Origin of the sequence: Mesorhizobium sp. 131-3-5, assembly GCF_016756575.1 — a bacterium.
Lineage (GTDB): Bacteria > Pseudomonadota > Alphaproteobacteria > Rhizobiales > Rhizobiaceae > Mesorhizobium > Mesorhizobium jarvisii.
In genome coordinates this window covers 5850495-5868400 of the sequence record NZ_AP023254.1, presented here as the reverse complement: position 1 = coordinate 5868400, position 17906 = coordinate 5850495, and the positions used below count along the sequence as shown (strand labels likewise).

At 63.9% G+C, this 17906-nt stretch carries 16 protein-coding genes and 1 pseudogene; 10 read left to right on the top strand and 7 right to left on the bottom strand.

Going from position 1 to position 17906, the window contains the following annotated elements:
- Window positions 1–10: 10 nt before the first annotated feature.
- Window positions 11–187, bottom strand: a complete 177-nt coding sequence (locus JG747_RS28770) for a hypothetical protein (protein WP_223217961.1) — start codon at window positions 185–187, stop codon at window positions 11–13.
- Between JG747_RS28770 and JG747_RS28765 the strand changes: the two are divergent.
- Window positions 173–370: pseudogene (locus tag JG747_RS28765) on the top strand (SDR family oxidoreductase); the annotation flags it as partial. The gene JG747_RS28770 and the pseudogene JG747_RS28765 overlap by 15 nt on opposite strands.
- 54 nt (window positions 371–424) lie before the next feature.
- On the opposite strand, the gene JG747_RS28760 reads toward JG747_RS28765, so the two are convergent.
- Together JG747_RS28760 and JG747_RS28755 are read right to left on the bottom strand one after the other, a co-directional pair.
- A complete protein-coding gene (locus tag JG747_RS28760) occupies window positions 425–1708 on the bottom strand; it encodes an NAD(P)/FAD-dependent oxidoreductase (RefSeq protein WP_064983399.1) in 1284 nt (427 codons plus the stop codon).
- 167 nt (window positions 1709–1875) lie between these two features.
- Window positions 1876–2964 carry a histidinol-phosphate transaminase gene (locus JG747_RS28755; protein ID WP_244748250.1) on the bottom strand — a complete coding sequence of 363 codons (1089 nt, stop codon included), beginning with the start codon at window positions 2962–2964 and terminating at the stop codon, window positions 1876–1878.
- 249 nt (window positions 2965–3213) lie between these two features.
- Between JG747_RS28755 and JG747_RS28750 the strand changes: the two genes are divergently transcribed.
- From JG747_RS28750 to JG747_RS28715, 8 genes are all read left to right on the top strand, one after another.
- A complete protein-coding gene (locus JG747_RS28750) occupies window positions 3214–3987 on the top strand; it encodes an SDR family NAD(P)-dependent oxidoreductase (RefSeq protein WP_064983398.1) in 774 nt (257 codons plus the stop codon).
- Between the two features lie 79 nt (window positions 3988–4066).
- Window positions 4067–5389: a histidinol dehydrogenase gene (hisD, locus tag JG747_RS28745; RefSeq protein ID WP_064983397.1), complete on the top strand. Its 1323-nt coding sequence runs from the start codon at window positions 4067–4069 to the stop codon at window positions 5387–5389.
- A gap of 15 nt (window positions 5390–5404) precedes the next feature.
- Window positions 5405–6430 (top strand): zinc-dependent alcohol dehydrogenase, encoded by a 1026-nt coding sequence (locus JG747_RS28740; protein WP_064983395.1) that lies wholly within the window; start codon window positions 5405–5407, stop codon window positions 6428–6430.
- A gap of 31 nt (window positions 6431–6461) precedes the next feature.
- A complete protein-coding gene (hutC, locus tag JG747_RS28735; protein ID WP_019856675.1) occupies window positions 6462–7193 on the top strand; it encodes a histidine utilization repressor in 732 nt (243 codons plus the stop codon).
- A gap of 108 nt (window positions 7194–7301) precedes the next feature.
- Window positions 7302–8606 carry a hypothetical protein gene (locus JG747_RS28730; protein ID WP_019856676.1) on the top strand — a complete coding sequence of 435 codons (1305 nt, stop codon included), beginning with the start codon at window positions 7302–7304 and terminating at the stop codon, window positions 8604–8606.
- Window positions 8607–8821: 215 nt separating this feature from the next.
- Window positions 8822–9829 (top strand): ABC transporter substrate-binding protein, encoded by a 1008-nt coding sequence (locus JG747_RS28725; protein ID WP_027046561.1) that lies wholly within the window; start codon window positions 8822–8824, stop codon window positions 9827–9829.
- Between the two features lie 28 nt (window positions 9830–9857).
- Window positions 9858–10721, top strand: a complete 864-nt coding sequence (locus JG747_RS28720; protein WP_019856678.1) for an ABC transporter permease — start codon at window positions 9858–9860, stop codon at window positions 10719–10721.
- A 10-nt stretch (window positions 10722–10731) separates the two neighbouring features.
- A complete protein-coding gene (locus tag JG747_RS28715) occupies window positions 10732–11514 on the top strand; it encodes an ABC transporter ATP-binding protein (protein ID WP_202360526.1) in 783 nt (260 codons plus the stop codon).
- A gap of 37 nt (window positions 11515–11551) precedes the next feature.
- Here JG747_RS28715 and JG747_RS28710 read toward each other — a convergent pair whose 3' ends face one another.
- On the bottom strand, window positions 11552–11869 hold the full coding sequence (locus tag JG747_RS28710; protein WP_202360525.1) for a sulfur globule protein precursor: 318 nt from the start codon (window positions 11867–11869) through the stop codon (window positions 11552–11554).
- Window positions 11870–11980: 111 nt separating this feature from the next.
- Complete coding sequence (locus JG747_RS28705; protein ID WP_202360524.1) at window positions 11981–12481, bottom strand: hypothetical protein; 501 nt, start codon at window positions 12479–12481, stop codon at window positions 11981–11983.
- 158 nt (window positions 12482–12639) lie between these two features.
- On the opposite strand from JG747_RS28705, the gene JG747_RS28700 reads away from it, so the two are divergent.
- Window positions 12640–14085 carry a DHA2 family efflux MFS transporter permease subunit gene (locus JG747_RS28700; protein ID WP_069091545.1) on the top strand — a complete coding sequence of 482 codons (1446 nt, stop codon included), beginning with the start codon at window positions 12640–12642 and terminating at the stop codon, window positions 14083–14085.
- 44 nt (window positions 14086–14129) lie between these two features.
- Here JG747_RS28700 and JG747_RS28695 read toward each other — a convergent pair whose 3' ends face one another.
- Window positions 14130–16022 (bottom strand): ABC transporter ATP-binding protein, encoded by a 1893-nt coding sequence (locus JG747_RS28695; protein WP_202360523.1) that lies wholly within the window; start codon window positions 16020–16022, stop codon window positions 14130–14132.
- Window positions 16019–17875 carry an ABC transporter ATP-binding protein gene (locus tag JG747_RS28690; protein WP_064983385.1) on the bottom strand — a complete coding sequence of 619 codons (1857 nt, stop codon included), beginning with the start codon at window positions 17873–17875 and terminating at the stop codon, window positions 16019–16021. The genes JG747_RS28695 and JG747_RS28690 overlap by 4 nt, the downstream gene beginning before the upstream one ends.
- Between the last annotated feature and the right edge of the window lie 31 nt (window positions 17876–17906).

Here is a 17906-nt window from a genome sequence, read left to right as displayed (position 1 = left end):
CCCGCGCGGGCTAATCCCGCAACAGGTCGAACATCAGCTTGAAGAAGCGGTCGGCATCGACTTCGTGAGCGATGCGCGCATTGTCCTTCTCGCCGCGCTCGCCCCAGAAATCGGCAACCGTCGCGCCGAAAGCATAGGTGCCGGACAGATCGACGCCGATGGCGATTTCAAGAGCAGCGTCCAGCATTTCGCCGACCGCATCCCGCTGCGCCGCATTGGCCAGCCGGACGATGTCGCGGCCGCCGTGGCCTTCCTCGCCTCGGACGAGGCAAGGCACGTCACCGGCGTCGACTGGCTGATCGACGGCGGCCAGACATTGCAGAGCTGGGCCAACGCGCCGGCCGGCGACGCGTTTCCGAAGTATCGCTAGTTAGGAGCAGCTTTTCCAACCTCACGAGCCGTCAGGTCGGTCGAACGCTTCGCGTCAGAGGCCGAACCGGTCCTTCAGCCGCCCCGACAGGATCGCGGCCTTCACCCCGAGCGGCCAGAGGCGGTGGAACCGGATTGGCTCGAGCGCCGATATCGGCATGGGAAACGGCGACGTCTCGCGGCCTTGCAGCCGTTGCGCCAGGGCAGCGCCCATCGCCGAGGCCATGGCGACGCCGCGACCGTTGTAGCCAAGGCATATCAGCACGCCGTCCTCCGGCTCGTGAATGTGCAGCAGATGGTCCTTGGTGATCGCGACCCGGCCGTTCCAGCCATGCGTCCAGCGTGCTCCGGAGAGCGCCGGCCACAGCCGCAGCGCATAGTCGGTGAGGTAGCGGATGGCGGCAGCATCGCCGATCGGCTTCATCGGTCCCCGGCCGCCCATGAGAAGACGGTTCTGCGCGTCGATGCGGTAGTACACGGTGATATTGCCGGCTTCGTAGACGACCGGCCTTTCAGGGAGAATTGCGGCCGCGGCTGCCGGCGCAAGCGGTTCGGTCGCCGCGATCGCGCTGAACACCGGAACAACCGACTGCTCCAGGCCCGGCCACAGGGCTCCGGTATAGCCGTTGGTTGCCACAAGCACCTTCTCGGCGCTGACCGAGCCGTTGGCGGTTTTGAAGACCCATCGTCCAGCCTCTCGCTTCAGCGAAAGCACTTCGCTGCCACCGAAAATCCGCGCGCCAGCGTTCCGCGCGGCGGCTGCCAGTCCGATCGTGTATTTCAGGGGATGGAGGTCGCCGCCGCGGGCGTCGAACATGCCGGCTATGTATCTGCCGGTACCGGTTCGTGTCGCCATCGCCTGTGCATCCAGCATGCTGACCGGCATGCCCCGCCGCTCGCATTGCGCGGCCGTGGTTCGCACCGCGGCTTCCGGCTTCGGCCGGATGGCCGCGCGGATCGTGCCATTCTGCCGGGCCTCGCAGGCGATCGACAGGCGCCGGATGAGGCCGAAGGTGAAATCCGGCGCGCCGTAGGAGAAATCGATCATCCGCGGCCCAAGGTCGGGGCCGAACATCGCCTCGATCGTGTCGGGATCGTATTTGAGGCCGGGATTGACCTGGCCGCCATTCCTGCCCGAAGCGCCCCAGCCCGGCTGGGCCGCTTCCAGCACGGCAACGTCGTCGCCCGCTTCCGCCAAATGCAAGGCGGTGGAAAGGCCGGTGAAGCCGCCGCCGACAATGGCGACCCTTGCCCGCTGCGCCCCGGCAAGGGCAGGGTAATTGCCGGTCCCTCCGGCCGTTTCGCGGTAGAGGCTTTTCGGTGGGTTGCTCTCAAGCATGCTGGGTATCGTCAAGGTGGCTGGAGAGGAACACGGGCCCGAGAGGCTGGATGGAAGCCGTTGGCCGAAAGCGATGCGCCACTTGCGAAAACTCCATATTGGGAACGGCAGACCGTCCAATATCGTGCCCGGTGCGCGCCAGGCAATTCAGCATGGCTTTCGGGAAATCACAACAACAGCGGCGACAGCGCCGCCATGAAGTGGTCGTTCTCCGCTGGCGAGCCGATGCTGACACGCACATAGCTGTCGAAATCTTGTTGCTTCCAGGGTTTGACGATGACGCCTTCGCGCAGCAGGCCCTCGGCGAAGGCGGAGGCATTTTGCCGGCAGTTGAAGAACAGGAAATTGCCGCGGGAAGGGGCGACGTCGAGGCCCATGTTCCGGAGGAAACTCTCGACCCGCGTTCTTTCCGCCTTGGCAAGCGCGACGACCCTTGCAAGGTGTTCCTCGTCCGCCAACGCCGCCAGCGCGGCGGCTTGTGCCATGCCATTGGCGTTGAATGGTGTGCGTACCCTGTCGAGCAGGGCGCGCAATTCCGGGTCGCCGACGATGCCGAAGCCGATCCGCAATCCGGCGAGCCCGAACGCCTTGGAAAATGTCCGCAGCACGATCCAGGGTCGGTCGCGTTTGCGGAGGTAATGCAGCGACGAAGCATAGTCGTCGCCTTCCGCATATTCGGCATAGGCTTCGTCGACGACGATCAGCGTCTCGTCGCCGGCCGCATCCAGAACCTTCGACAGGTCGCCGGCGGACAGCCAGCTGCCGACCGGGTTCATCGGGTTGGAGAACAGCAGCATGCGGGGCCGCTCGCGCACCGCGTCGATCAGGGGATCGACATTGATGGTGAGGTCGTTGTTGACGGTCACTCGTTTGACGCTCGCGCCCATCAGCGTCGCGTAGTCCTCGTGCAGCGGGAACGATGGATAAAGCGTGACGACGGTATCGCCGGGCCTCAGCACGGCACGGCTGATGACGGACAGAAGGTCCTCCGAGCCATTGCCGAGGATGATCTGGTCCTCGCCGAATCCATATCTGGCGGCGATCGCCTGGCGCAGTTCGCGCCCGGCCGGATCCGGATAGAGCCGGAACATCTCGGCGCCGGCCTGCACCATCGTGGCCAGCGTCGGGCTCGGGCCGAGGGGGTTTTCATTCGACCCCAGCTTGGCGATCCTGGCCGGAGCATATCGTTGCATGACTTCGGCGATGGTCAGTCCGGAATTGTAAGGCGACAAGCGCGTGACTTCGGTTCGGACCATGTCTGATGCTCTCGACACGAGCGGGCTCCTCTGCGGTCGGCCGACGGACCCCATCATCGACCGGGTTCTCAAACACTGGGTTTCGCCGCATCGTTCCCGGGGTGAGTCAGGTCATTGACAGGCGCACTGGTGCAGCGAATTTTTGCTAGAAGTAGCGCAGCCGAAATTGTTTGTATATGCTTGTATATGTAACTTGATCTGGTAGTCTCGCTATCGGAACGGAAGCGCGACACCGGCAAGGAGGATCACATGCGCAATGCTTCTCTGTTCGATCTCGCCGGCAGGAAAGCGCTTGTCACCGGCGCCAGCCGCGGAATCGGCCGCAGCATCGCCGAAGCGTTGAGCGCTGCCGGCGCCGACGTCGCGGTCACCGCGCGCAGCCTGGCGTCCCTCGATGAGGTCACGGCGGCGCTCCGCGCGGCCGGCGGGGTTGCGCATGCCGTCGCTCTCGACGTCACCGATGTCAACCGCTGCCGGACGGCCACCGCCGAGGCTGCGGGCCTGCTTGGCGGTCTCGACATCCTCGTCAACAATGCCGGAATGGAAGAGGTCAGGCCCTCTCTCGACGTCGACGAAGCGCTGTGGGACCGGATCATCGACACCAATCTCAAGGGGGCGTTCTTCTGCGCCCAGGCGGCCGCGCTGCAGATGCGGGATGCCGGGCATGGCGGCGCCATCATCAATCTCTGCTCACTGACATCAGAAGTCGGCATTCCCACCGCGGTGCCCTATGGTTCGTCGAAGTCGGGCCTGCTCGGCATGACCAGGGCGCTGGCGGCGGAGTGGGCGGGTCTCGGCATCAGGGTCAACGCCATCGCCCCGGGTTACTTCCGGACGGCGATGACCGATGTGTTCTACAGCAACGAGGCATGGCAGCAGTCCATGCTCGCCAAGATCCCGCAGCACCGTTTCGGCGATCTCGGCGACCTGCACGGCGTTGCCGTCTTCCTTGCCTCGGATGCGGCGGCCTACATAACCGGCCAGTCCATTCCGGTGGATGGCGGCTTCCTGGCATCGATTTGAGGCAGCGCTAAAGGTTCGAAATCAACGTCTTGCGCAACGTAACGGCCGGAGCGTTGCGTTCCAACAAAGAGGAATATCCATGTCCGACGTCAGCTTCCACGATCTGTCATCGCTCGACGCCACCCAGCGGTCCAGCCTGCTGAAGCGCGCCGAGGCCGATCTGTCGGTCTTCGTCGAAAAGGTCCGCCCGATCATCCAGGCCGTCAAGGACGAGGGTGACGCCGCGCTGATCCGCTTCGCCAGGGAGCTCGACAAGGCCAATGTCGCCGAAGGCGGACTGCAGGTGTCGGAAGCCGAGTTCGATGCGGCCTTCGACAAGGTCGAGAAGGATGTCGTGGAAAGCATCGGCTTCGGCATAGACAACATCAGGCGTTTCCATGAGGAGCAGAAGCCGGAAACGATGTGGCTCAAGGAAGTTCGGCCGGGCGCCTATGCCGGCGACCGCTATACGCCGATCGCCTCAGTCGCGCTCTATGTGCCGCGCGGCAAGGGCGCCTTCCCGTCGGTGACGATGATGACATCAGTTCCGGCGGTCATTGCCGGTGTGCCGCAGATCGCCATCGTGACGCCAGCGACATCGGATGGTTCGGTGGATGCGGCGACCCTGGTCGCGGCTCGTCTCGCCGGCGTGCAAACCGTCTACAAATGCGGCGGCGCCCATGCCGTCGCCGCCGTCGCCTACGGCACCGAGACGGTGAAGCCGGCGCTCAAGATCGTCGGCCCCGGCAGCCCATGGGTGGTGGCGGCGAAGAGCGTACTGTCCTCGGTCATTAACACAGGGCTTCCGGCCGGACCGTCGGAAGCCATCATCTTTGCCGATGACAGTATCGACGGCGGCCTTGCCGCGCTCGATCTGCTGATCGAGGCCGAGCACGGACCGGATTCCTCGGCCTATCTGGTGACGCACAGCCGCAAGGTCGCCGAGGTAGCGCTCGCTGCGCTCCCGCAACACTGGTCGCGGATGACCGAACAGCGTGTGGAATTCTCGCGCGCGGTGCTGACCGGCAAGCGCGGTGGCATCGTACTGACAGCGTCGCTGGAAGACAGTTACCGCTTCATCAACGACTATGCGCCCGAACATCTGGAAATCCTGTCGAAGGAGCCGTTCGCGCATCTCGGGCACATCACCGAGGCGGCCGAGATCCTCATGGGTCCGCACACGCCGGTGACGCTTGCCAACTTCGTCCTTGGGCCGAATGCCGTGCTGCCGACCAGCCGCTGGGCGCGGACCTATGGGCCGCTTTCGGTGACGGATTTCGTCAAGCGCTCGTCGGTCGGCTATGTCACCTCGGCCGCCTATCCGGAATTGGCGAAGCACGCCCGCAGGCTCGCCCGCTACGAGGGCTTCAGCTCGCACGAAAACGCCGTCTCGGAAATCCGCGACCGCTACCTCGCCGGCTGAACGGAGACGATCGCGATGAAGGCAGCACGGCTTTATGGACCCGGCGATCTGCGCGTGGAGCACATTGCCCCGCCAGGCATTCCGGATGCCGGCTGGGTGAAGCTCAGGGTCGATGCCGCCGGCATCTGCGGTTCGGACCTGCACAATTTCCGCACCGGCCAATGGATAAGCCGCTCGCCTTCGACGGCCGGCCACGAGCTGACCGGCACGGTGACAGCGCTCGGCGAGGGCGTCGACACCGTCGCCGTCGGCGACAGGGTGGTTGCCGATTCCCGCTTCTGGTGCGGGGAATGCGCGCAATGCCGCGCCGGCAGGCGCCATCTCTGCGCTTCGCTGGGCTTCGTCGGCGAAGTCTGCGACGGCGGCTTCGCCGAACAGGCGGTGTTGCCCGCACGCTTGCTGCATGTTGTCGATGCAGCACTTGACGAACGGGTTGCCGCGATGGCCGAGCCGCTCGCGGTGGCGCTGCACGCAGTACGGCGTCTGCCCAAGACGGCAGGTTCGGTGCTTGTCGTCGGCTGCGGGCCGATCGGCGGTCTCGCCGCGCTGCTGCTGTCTCGAAGCTTCGCCGGCACGGTGCTTGTTGCCGACCGCAACCAGGCCCGCTGCGCCCGCGTGGCGCGGGTGACCGGCGCAACAATCGTCGACCTCGACCGCGATGCCATTGCCGCCGCCACCGCCAATGCTCCGCTCCTGGCGGCCGTGGAGGCGACCGGCAGCATCGCCGCATTCACTCAGTTGCTCGGCGTTCTCGATTCCGGCAGCGCGGTGGCGATGGTCGGCATCTTCCACGGCCGTCTCGACATCGACCCCAACGTTCTGGTCGAACGCGAGATCGCGCTGCTGGGGTGCCATGCCTTCGCCGACGAACTGCCCGACGCCGTGCGGATGCTGGGTGAATTGAGCGAACCGTTGCTCGCCCTGATCGATCGCGAGATCGGTCTCGACGATATTCCGGCCACTTATGAGCGGCTGTTGGCGGGGCAAAGCGACGGCTTGAAAACAATCATCCGCATGCGGCAACCTGTTGAGCCGGCGTGATTTCCGATAAATTGCCGGAAAGGATTTTGAAATGATCGATTTGCCCGATACGGCGAGCCCCCTTTACGAGAAGGTGAAGGACTACATCCTGACCAACATCGGAACGGGCCGGTGGGGCAAGGATCGCAAGCTGCCGTCCGAGAATGAGCTGGTGGTTTCGCTTGGTGTCTCGCGCATGACGGTCCACCGGGCCTTGCGGGAACTGACCGCGGCGGGGTTCCTGATCCGGCTGCAAGGCGTCGGCACCTTCATCGCGCCGCCCCGGCCGCAATCGACGCTGATCGAGATCAACAACATCGCGGCCGAGATCGTCGAGCGTGGCAACAGGCATCGCTCCGAAGTCCTCGTGCTGGAAACCATCATGCCGACCAAGGAGCTCGCTTTGTCCTTCGAGTTCCCAAAGCGCGTCGCGATCTATCACTCGGTCGTCGTCAATTTCGAGAACGACTTGCCGGTGCAGTTGGAAGAGCGCTTCGTCAATCCGAGCCTGATCCCCGACTACGACAAGCAGGATTTTTCGAAGACGGCGACCTACGACTACCTCATGCAGAAAACCCCGGTGACCGAGGTCGAGCATATCATCTCGGCGATCCCGGCCGACGCCGAGACGGCGCGGCATCTCAATATCGATGTCGGCAGCTGCTGCCTGTTTCTGCACCGCCGCACATGGACAGGCGCGATCGTCGCCACCATCAGCAAGCTGACTTATGCCGGCAGCCGCTATTCGCTCGGCAGCCGCTATTCCCCCTCCAAGACCAACTGACGGCGGCAGGGCTACCGCAGTTCGCAGAGGTTTTTCCATAGAGTATGTACATGTATTGATGAGAGCGATTTCACTCTCGGCTGACGGCCTGACCCGAGGCGACGATCGATGACACAGACACCGAGCCGTACGGCACGGATCCGCACGCTCGCGCAGCATGATGTCGGCGAGGCGCAACGCGCGCTGGCGGCGCTGCTGGGCGACCTGTTCGGGATGACTCCAAGCAATGTCCGCATCAATGTCGACAAATACAGCCTCAATTCGTTGAACGGCTTCTTCGACAGCGAGGGCCAGGCCTATTTCTTCAAATTTCACCAGGAGGAACGCGAAGAGGGCATGACCGGCGAATACTACCGGGCCGAGATCCTGTCGCGTGCCGGCCTGCCGGTCGACCAGCCTGTCCATATGTCCGCTCAGCCCGGCGAGCAGATCCTTGTCTATCGGCGCCGCACGGATCCGAGATTCTCGGATGTCCTGTTCGCGCTGGATGTTGAGGACGATGCCGGCAAGCGGCGCGAGGCGGTTCTCGCCGAGCGCGACCTGTCCGCCAGGCTGCTTGAGGTCTATCTCGAGACGTTGCATCCGGTGACTGTCGCGGAGGTCTCGGCGGAGCCGATCCACCGGCTGTTTTATGAGCGGCTGGTCGACGCCGATACGCGGTCGTCGCCGGGCGGCCGGCTGGCGGATTTCTATGTCGGCAAGCCGTTTGTCTTTCCCGGCATGGAACTTGGCTGGGATCGGTTCTCCCGGCTGAAATTCGTCATCAACGGCCAGCTTTACACCAGCAGCATCGGCGAACTTTTCGACGCTGCTGCGGCGCGCTTGCGGCCGGACCGGCTAGCCGATGCCGGCGGCGTGGTCGCGCATGGCGACGCCCACAATGCCAATGTCTGGTACACGGAAGAAGCGGGGAGGGCGGAGCTGTCCTTCTTCGATCCTGCTTTTGCCGGCTCGCATATCCCGACGCTGCTGGCCGAGGTGAAGGCCACCTTCCACAACATCTTCGCCCATCCGTTCTGGCTCTACGATCCGGCCATCGCGACGGAGACTTTTCGCGCACGGGCGCGGCTGGAAGGAAATCTGCTCCATGTCGACACCGACTGGGATTTGAGCCCGGTTCGCCGCGACCTGCTGGAGGTCAAGGCCACCGCTTTGTGGCGACCCTTGCTGCTCGAGCTCAAGCGGCGCGGCATGCTGCCGGCGGATTGGCGGGCGGTCCTGCGCTCAGGGCTTTTCCTGTCGCCGACCCTGGTCATGAACCTGCGCGCCGGCGCGCGCAGCCACACGCCGGTGTCTTCTCTCATCGCCTTTTCAGTCGCGGCCATGGTCGGCAGCGAGCCCGATGCCGGGGCCGATCGGGTGACCGATTTCCTCGACTTGATCGATCCTGAAAGCGCGAGCGGATGCGCCTGATCCACGCGGGAAATTGAGCCGTGCCAACTTGTATATGCATGTATGTATTTTAGCCTTGACATCCGCTCCCGCTGACGCTGAAATATCCCTGCACTTCACCACGAAGTGGTGGGCAAGACGCCGAGGCACAGTGCCGCAAGAGCAGAAACCCGCAGTCTCACCAGACCGGATGCCTGGGAAAAAAGCGGTCTGATCATCAAGGGGAACTTGAGATGATGCGTAACCTAGCAGGACAATTTCGCGCGCTCATGATGGCCGCCGCCATCGGGCTCGCCGCCGCGCCAGTGGCCCACGCCGCCGATGCGGCCATTCCCACGACGCCAGAGGCAGGACCGTTCAAGATAGGCATCGAGCCCTGGCTCGGCTATGGCCAGTGGCACGTCGCCGACGCCAAGGGCCTGTTCAAGACGAATGGCTTGTCGGACGTCCAGATCGTCAACTTCGCCGAGGACAAGGATATCAACGCCGCTTTGGCCAGCGGCCAGCTCGACGCCGCCAATATCGCGACCCACACGGCGATGGGCATGGTGGCCGCCGGCCTGCCGGTGAAGATCGTGCTGCTGCTCGATGTCTCGATGACGGCCGACGCCATCATCGCCGGCAAGGACGTCACCTCCATCGCCGACCTCAAGGGCAAGCAGGTTGCTTTCGAAGAAGGCACGACCAGCGACATCCTGCTCAAATACGCGCTCGCCAAGAATGGCATGTCGATCGCCGACGTTCAGCCGGTTCCGATGCCCGCCTCCGACGCCGGCGGCGCCTTGATCGCCGGCCGCGTGCCGGTCGCTGTCACCTACGAGCCCTACCTCACCGTCGCCATGGCGCAGAACAAGGACGTCAAGCTGCTGTTTTCCGCCGGCGAGGACCCCGGCCTGATCAGCGACGTGCTGGTGGTGCGCGACGAGGTCATCAAGTCGCGGCCCGGCCAGGTGCTGGCCATGATCAAGAGCTGGGACGCCGCACTCAAGGATTACAATGCAGACACACCCGGCGGCCGCGCCATCATCGCCAAGGCGGTCGGTTCCGACGTCAAGGACCTCAACACCGCTTTCGACGGCGTGCGCTACTATTCGCTTGCCGAAAACAAGACGGCGCTGACCGGCGATTTCACCACCAAGACCTTCGCCGACGTCGAAGCTGCCGCCAAGAACGCCAAGCTGCTCCAGGCCGACGTGACGCCCGAGCAGATGATCGACCCGTCCTTCGTCAAGGCGGCGCAATGATAGAGGCCGGATCGCGGTGGTAGCGCAGATGTCAGCGGATCCCCCCGCGAAAACCGGCCCGGCGCGCTCCGCGCCAAAGGCGGCCACGAAACAGGCGAGGCGCCGCCGGTCCTCCGGGATCGGCGCGCCCATCGCCAGGTCGCGTTTCCTGATGATCGCAGTGGCCGTCTTTGTCGGGCTTGGCCTCGCCTGGTGGGCGGCGACCGGGCTGGAATGGGTAAAGCCCATCTTCCTGCCGTCGCCCGGCAGTGTTGCGACCCAGATCGCCAAGCTCGCCGCTGACGGCACGCTGTGGCTGGACCTCACCGCCTCGGCGTATCGCATTTCCATCGGTTTCCTCATCGCCTCGGCACTGTCGATCCCGATCGGCGTGCTGATCGGCAGCTTCCGCTCCTGGGAGGCTGGTATCGAGCCGCTGGTGGATTTCATCCGCTACATGCCGGTTGTCGCTTTCGTGCCGCTCTCCATATTGTGGGCAGGTACCGGCGATACGCAGAAATTCCTGATCATCTTCATCGGCACCTTCTTCCAGCAGGTGCTGATGGTCATGGACAATGTGAAACGGGTTCCCGCCGATTTCATCGGCCTTGGCCGCACGCTCGGCCTGCCGGACCGCAAGATCCTGACGCGCATCGTCGTGCCCAGCGCCCTGCCGGGTATCTGGGATACGCTGCGCATCAGCCTCGGCTGGGCATGGACCTGGCTGGTGCTGGCCGAACTTGTCGCGGCGACATCTGGCCTCGGCTATCGCATTACCGTGTCGCAGCGCTATTTCCAGACCAACACCATCATTGGTTACATCCTGCTCCTCGGCGTGCTTGGTCTCATCACCGACCAGGTCATGAAGGCGCTGGAAAAGGTTCTGTTTCGCCAGGATGGCCATTCGCAATGAGGAACCGCCGATGACTGTTCCCAAATTGCGCATCGCCGGCCTCGACAAGAGCTTCGGCACGGGCGAGCGGCGCACTGAAGTGCTGCGCGACATCAATCTCGATCTCGCCGACAATGAGTTCGTCTCGCTCGTCGGCACGTCGGGGTGCGGCAAGAGCACGCTGCTGTCGATCGTTGCCGGACTGCAGGACTTCGACGCCGGCGATCTCAGCATCGATGGCGCGCCGATCCTGCAGCCGGGTCTCGACCGCGGCGTCGTCTTCCAGTCCTACACGCTGCTGCCCTGGCTGACGGCGCGGCAGAACATCGAGTTCGCCCTCAAGGCCGCCGGCTACGATCGCACGGCCTGCCGCGAGATTGCGCTTGAGCATCTCGACCTCGTCAAGCTGTCGCAAAGCGCCGACCGCTTTCCGTCCGAACTGTCGGGCGGCATGAAGCAGCGCGTCGCCATTGCGCGCGCGCTGTCCTATCGGCCGAAGATGCTGCTGATGGATGAACCGTTCGGCGCGCTCGATGCCTTGACCCGGCACCAGATGCAGGAACTGCTGACCCAGATTTGGGAGGAACACAAGCTGACCGTTCTCTTCGTCACGCATGATGTGGAGGAGGCGGTCTATCTGTCGGACCGCATCGTCGTCATGGGGATCGGGCCGGGACGCATCATGCAGACCTTCAACGTCGACATCGAGCGGCCGCGCCGGGAAGAGGTGATGGAGACCCCGGCCTTCATGGATATGCAGCGCGGCGTGCACAAGGCGATCCGCGAGGCGTCAAGACGTCCTGAAATGGCGTAGCCCTCGAGCCCTCGCGGCTACCATGGCCCGACAAAGGTCAGAGCATTCCGAAGGGGCCATAATAGTAGGGGCGGTATGGGACACATAGGCCGAGCGCCAGCTGGACCGGTCCGCAATAATCGTAGTAGCCGCCATAATAGCCGCCTCGCCAGCCGCCGCCAGCCCAATGGCGGCCGTGTCCGCGGTGAAAGGCGTATCTATGCCCGCCACCGAAATGGCGGCCGCGGAAATGCCCCATGGCATGACCGCCGCCATGGTGCCTGACGACCGCGGCGTCGGCCATGGTTGCAAATGAAGTCGTACCTGCCGCCAATGCCAGCGCAACGGAGCTTGCGAACACCAATTGCCTTTTCATGAGCGTTACTCCTGTTTTGTTGCGATATTGCGCATGGGAGAAAAACGGCCGCCTCACTGCACACGTTCCTTCACGAAATCGGGACGGAGAGTCGCTCTGCATGGTCAGCAATCAGGGGCCGTGGGGACCGCATAGGTCGAGTGTCCACGCGATGGTCCCGCAGAAGTCACCGGCGTAGCCATGGTAACTGCCGTAGCCATTGTAGTCGCTGTCCATCCGGCCATAGTTGCTGCCCCAATTGTCGCCAGTCCAATCGCGGCCAACCCAGCCGCCGTGGCCAGCGTGTCGGCCATGTGCGGCGTGCGCATGGCCGCCGTGCGCAACGGTGAGGTGGACAAAGTGGTGCCTGACGACGGCGGCGTCGGCGACGGTGGCAAACGCTATCGTGCTCGTGGCCAAGGTCAGCAGCATGGAACTGATGAATACGAGTCGCCTTTTCATGGAAATGTCTCCTTTCCGTTCCAAGGATATGGGGAAGAAAGCCGTCTCTCGCCGGACACGTTCCTTCACGAAATCGGGACGGATGCTTGCGGGACCGTGCAGTGTCTTCAGGCAATCTCGCGACACCATCGCCTCCTTGCCGACGTCCGGCCCACTCACGGCGCCGGTCAAGATTTGTTGACTTCCGGCAAGGTGGAAATCGCTACCCCTGACCTATTTGTCGGACCATAAGACGGCCGTGCGACCAGACTCCGGCTGGCTGGCACGTAGGGCAATCTTGCCTTTGAACTGGGATGCGCTGCTTTGGCTACAGAATATAAGCCGCTCGCATGACGGAATTTGCCGCAGCATTGGAACAGCCTCAATTCGCCACCGAGCGTGATCCGAGGCTGAGGCTGATCATTCCGATCATTGTCGCCATCGCCTTCCTGATGGAGCAGCTCGATTCCACCATCATCACCACCGCGATTCCGGCCATCGCGCACAGCCTCGACACGACGCCGGTCCGGCTGAACCTTGCGATCACCACCTACATTCTGACGCTCGCTGTGTTCATTCCCGTCAGCGGCTGGTTCGCCGACAGGTTCGGCGCGCGAAAAGTGTTCGCGCTGGCGCTGTTCACCTTCACCCTTGGCTCGGCACTGTGCGGTGTGGCCAACAGTTTCGGCATGCTGCTGGCCATGCGTGCGCTGCAGGGGTTGGGCGGGGCCATGATGACGCCGGTCGGCCGGTTGATCCTGCTGCGCAGCTTTCCGCGCAGCGGGCTGATCACCGCCATGACCTACATGACCTTGCCCGCCATCATGGGGCCGGTCATCGGGCCGCTGCTCGGCGGCCTGCTGACCACCTACGCCTCGTGGCGCTGGATATTCTATGTCAACGTGCCGTTCGGCTGCCTCGGCATTCTGGCCGCGCTGCGCTTTGTCGACGATTTTCACGAGGAGGCGGTGCAGCGCTTCGACTTCGCAGGGTTCCTGATGGTGGGATGCGGTGTGGCACTGCTGCAATTCGGGCTGGAAAACATCGGCCGGCCGATCATTCCCGTTTCAGCCACAGTGCTGGTGCTGGCCGCTTCCGTCCTGCTGCTGCTCGCCTTCGGGCGCTATGCGCGCCGCGTCGCGGCGCCGGCCGTTGACCTGACGCTGTTTCGGTTTCGCTCCTTCTGGGTCGGCACGCTGGCCGGCGGCCTGTGCCGCGTCGGCCTCAACGGCGTGCCGTTCCTCCTGCCGCTGATGCTGCAGCTCGGCTTCGGCATGAGCCCGGTCACTTCGGGCTCGCTGACATTCGTGGGCAGCTTCGGCGCCTTGCTCATGCGGCCGCTGCTGTCGCCGCTGCTGCGGCGGTTCGGCTTCAGCGCCGTACTGATCGGCAGCGCGGTCGTCGGCTCCGCCACCGTGGCGGGGTTCGCCCTGATGGGGCCTGATACGCCGCATTGGACGATCGGCGTCTACGTCTTCCTGTTCGGCATCGTCCGCTCGGCGCAGTTCATGACCTCCAACACCTTGTCCTACGCCGATCTGCCGGCGGACAAGCTCAGCCGCGCCACCAGCCTTGGTGGCGTGCTGCAGCAGCTCAGCGTTTCGCTTGGTGTCTCGATCGCCGCCATGCTGCTGGGCCTGATCGCGGGGGAGACCCATGTGCTTACGCCGGAGCGCTTTCACCAGGTGTTCCTGCTGACTGCGATCATCCCGTTGATCTCCATTCCCGGCTTTCTGTATCTGCGCGCCGAGGATGGCGTGCAGGTCAGCGGTCACATCAGGGGATCTCGCAGATAGGTTCTTTCAGGAGGGCAGCGGCGGTTCGAACCCGCCCGCACCGCTCACGTCGCTTTGCCGAGCGCCGCGTCCATTCCCATTTCTTCTTCGGAAATGTCGTCGAACGAAGCGTAGTTCATGTTGTAGAGCCGGGCGTAGAGGCCCTTCCTCAGCATCAGCTGTTCGTGGTTGCCGCTTTCGACGATCTCGCCATTCTGCAGCACGATGATGCGGTCGGCGCCGCGGATGGTGGCGAGTCGATGGGCGATGACCAGCCCGGTGCGGCCCTCCAGCAGGGTGATCAGCGCCTTCTGGATCAGCATCTCGGTGTAGGAATCTATGCTGGCCGTGGCCTCGTCGAGCACCAGGATCTTGGCGTCGGCGACCAGCGCGCGCGCGAAACTGATGAGCTGGCGCTGGCCGAGCGAGAGGTTGCCGCCGCGCTGTTCGAGCTCGGTATCGTAGCCGCCGGGTAGTTGCTCGATGAAGTCGTGCGCGCCGACGGCCTGTGCCGCGCGAACCACTTCTTCGCGGCTGGCTGATGTCTTGTGGTAGCGGATGTTCTCCAGTACCGTGCCGGAGAACAGGAACGGCTCCTGCAGCACCATGGCCACTTGGTCGCCGAGTGAATCCTGCGTCAGGTCACGCACATCGTGACCGCCGACAAGGACTTGCCCCGACCAGACATCGTAGAAGCGGTGCACCAGCGCCATCGAACTCGACTTGCCCGATCCCGTCGGGCCGACAAGCGCGACGGTCTCGCCAGGATTGACGCGGAAGGAGATGTTCTTCAGCACCGGCTGGTTCGGCCGATAGCCGAAGGTGACGTTCCTGAACTCGACCGAGCCGTCCGTATCGCGCGACAAGGCCACCGCATTGTCCTTGTCGCTGACATCCACCGGCACGTCGAGCACTTCGGAGATGCGCTGGCCCGAAGCCATGGCGCGCTGCATGACGCTGTACTGCATGGTGAGCGAGCGGATCGGGTCGAAGAAGCGCTGGATGTAGAACAGGAACGCCACCATGACGCCGACATCGAGGCTGTGCGACAGCACCATCGAACCGCCGACGACAATGACCGTCGCCATGGCGATGCCAGTCAGCGTGTCGACGATCGGCACCATCACCTGCGCGTATCGAGCCGACCGCAGATGGGCGTTGAGGTTGGCCAGCACCTTTTCGTCATAGAGGTCGAAATTGACGTGCTGGCGTTCCAGGCTCTGCACGGTGCGCACGCCATGGATGCCTTCGGCGAGTGCCCCGTTGGCGATGGAATTGGTTTCGTGCGCCGCCATGAAGGCGACCTTGGCGCGCGGCAGCCAGAACAGCCGCACGATGAACAGCATCGGCATGGTCGACAGCGTCAGCAGTCCGAGCCGGAAATCGAGCCACAGCAGAACGGTGACGATACCGAACAGCAGCACGATGTCGCCCACCGACATCACCGATGTCTCGAGGAATTCCTGCATCGAATTGACGTCGCCCTGCAGGCGTGACATCAGCCGGCCGACCTCGGTCTTGTCCATGAAGCTGAGCGACACAAGCTGCAGATGGCTGAACATGGCGCGGCGCAGGTCGGAAAGCACGTTCTCCGCCACCTTGCCGACGACGCTTTCCTGCACATAACTGGCGGCATAGTTGATCAGGATGATCACGGTGAAGGTGACGATCGCGGAGATCATCACCGAGCGGTCGAGCCGGCCCGGAGCCATGCCGTGGTCGATGGCGTAGCGGATGACCAGCGGGATCGCCAGCTGCGTCAGCGTGAACACCAGCACCGCCGCCACCGAGATGAAGATCCGGCCCTGATAGGGTCTGACGAAGCTCCAGATGCGTCTGACGATGCGCGGATCATAGGCCTTGCCGAAAACCTCTTCCTCGTCGCGATGCGAGCCGACGACGGCCTTGGTCGGCCGCCCGCTTTTGTCGTCCTTCTCGTCGTCCTGCGTCGACATCATGCGGCTCCCTCGAGCCGGTCGTCGTCCGGCCGCAGCTGCAGGTCGTAAAGCGCGCGGTAGCGTCCGCCCAGCGCCAGCAGTTCCTCATGCGTGCCGCGCTCGACGATACGGCCGCCCTCGACGAACAGGATCTGGTCGGCATGCATCAGCGAACTCAACCGGTGGGAGATGATCAGCGTCACGCGATCCTTGGCGAAGCGCTTCATCGCCGCGCGGATACGCTGCTCGGTGCCGGCATCGATTGCCGCGGTGGAATCGTCGAAGACCAGAACCGATGGCCGCAGCATCAGGCTGCGCGCAATGGTCAGGCGCTGACGTTGGCCGCCGGAAAGCGAGGCGCCGCGCTCGCCGACGACCGTGGTGTAGCCGGCCGGAAGCCCGATAATATAGTTGTGCAACTGCGCATATTCGGCGGCCTGTCCGATGCGGGTCTCGCGCGCCCAGGGGTTGCCATAGGCGATGTTGTTCTCGATCGAGGTGGTGAACAGGAACGCATCCTGCTGCACCACGCCCACTACCTTGCGCAGCGATTGCAGCGTGACCTTGCTTATATCCTGGCCGTCGATGGTGATCGCGCCGGAGGTGACGTCGTAGAAGCGCGGGATCAAATGCGCGATGGTCGACTTGCCGCTGCCCGGCGGGCCGACAATGCCGACCGTCTCGCCGGGCTTCGCCTCGAAGGATATGCCGGACAGGGTCGGACGGCCGCCCGCGCCCTCATAGCGGAAGCCGACATCATCGAAGCGCAGCACGCCATCGGTGATGACGAGCTCCCTGGCGTCGGGCGCATCCTCGATGTCGAGTTCGGTGTCGAGCAGTTCGAACAGCCGCGTGCCGCAGGTCGAGGCGCGCGCGAAGGAATTGACCATCAGGCCAAGCTGGCGCACCGGCATTTGCAGGATGGTCATGAAGGTGAGGAACTGCGCCAGCGTACCGACGCTGATCTGGCCCGCGATCACCTTCTGGCCGCCAAACCACAGCACCAGCCCCATGGCGGCCAGGAAGGAAAAGTTCATGGCGCTGGTGTTGGCGACGCGGATGTCGACGCGCTGATTGGCCAGCTCCAGCGCGTCCTGCTTGGCGCGGTCGAATTTCTTGAGCTCATGGCGCTGCGCCGCGAAGGCACGCACGACACGGATGCCGCCAAGATTCTCGTCCATCACCCGGCTCAGCACCGACAGCCGCTCCTGCAGCGTCAGCCAGGTGCTGCGCAATCTGAGCTGTGTCACCGAGGAACGCCAGGCGACGAAAGGCACGAAGCTGAGGCTGAGCAGGCCGAGCACGAGATCGGTGCTTATCAAGAGATAGGCGCCGACGCCGATCAGCACGCCGAGCAGCACCACGCGCAGGATGCCTGTGGAAAAGAACATGCGCACGCCGTCGAGATCGAGCAGCCCGAGCGTGATCAGGTCGCCGGTATGGACCTTGTCGTGGAAGGAGAAGCTCAGCCGCTGGATCTTCTCGTAGAAGGCGAGCCGCAATTCATAGCCGGTCTGATGGCCGACGGCCTCGCCAAAATAGTTCTGCGCCATGGTGAAGAGGCCGCGCAGGATGCTGACGACCAGCAGGGTCAGCGCCGTGTGCCACAGTGCCTGTTCTGCCGCGGTGCCGGCGCCCGCGGCGATCACGCCTTGCGCCTGGTCGATGGCGCGTCCCAGCAGGCGTGGGATGAAAAGCTGCAGCGTCGCGGCGATGAAGGTCGAGACCAGCGTGATGGCGACCTGCCAGGGATGGCGCAGCGTCATGCGCACGATCCGCAGCAAGGTGCTGAGGCCCTTGCCCCAGGAGGCTTCCGCCACATGGGCAAACGATTTGCCGCGCTTCGCCGCGCCGCTGGTTGCATCCGTAGGCAAGGAAATATCCAGTCCAATCCGGACATTAGCC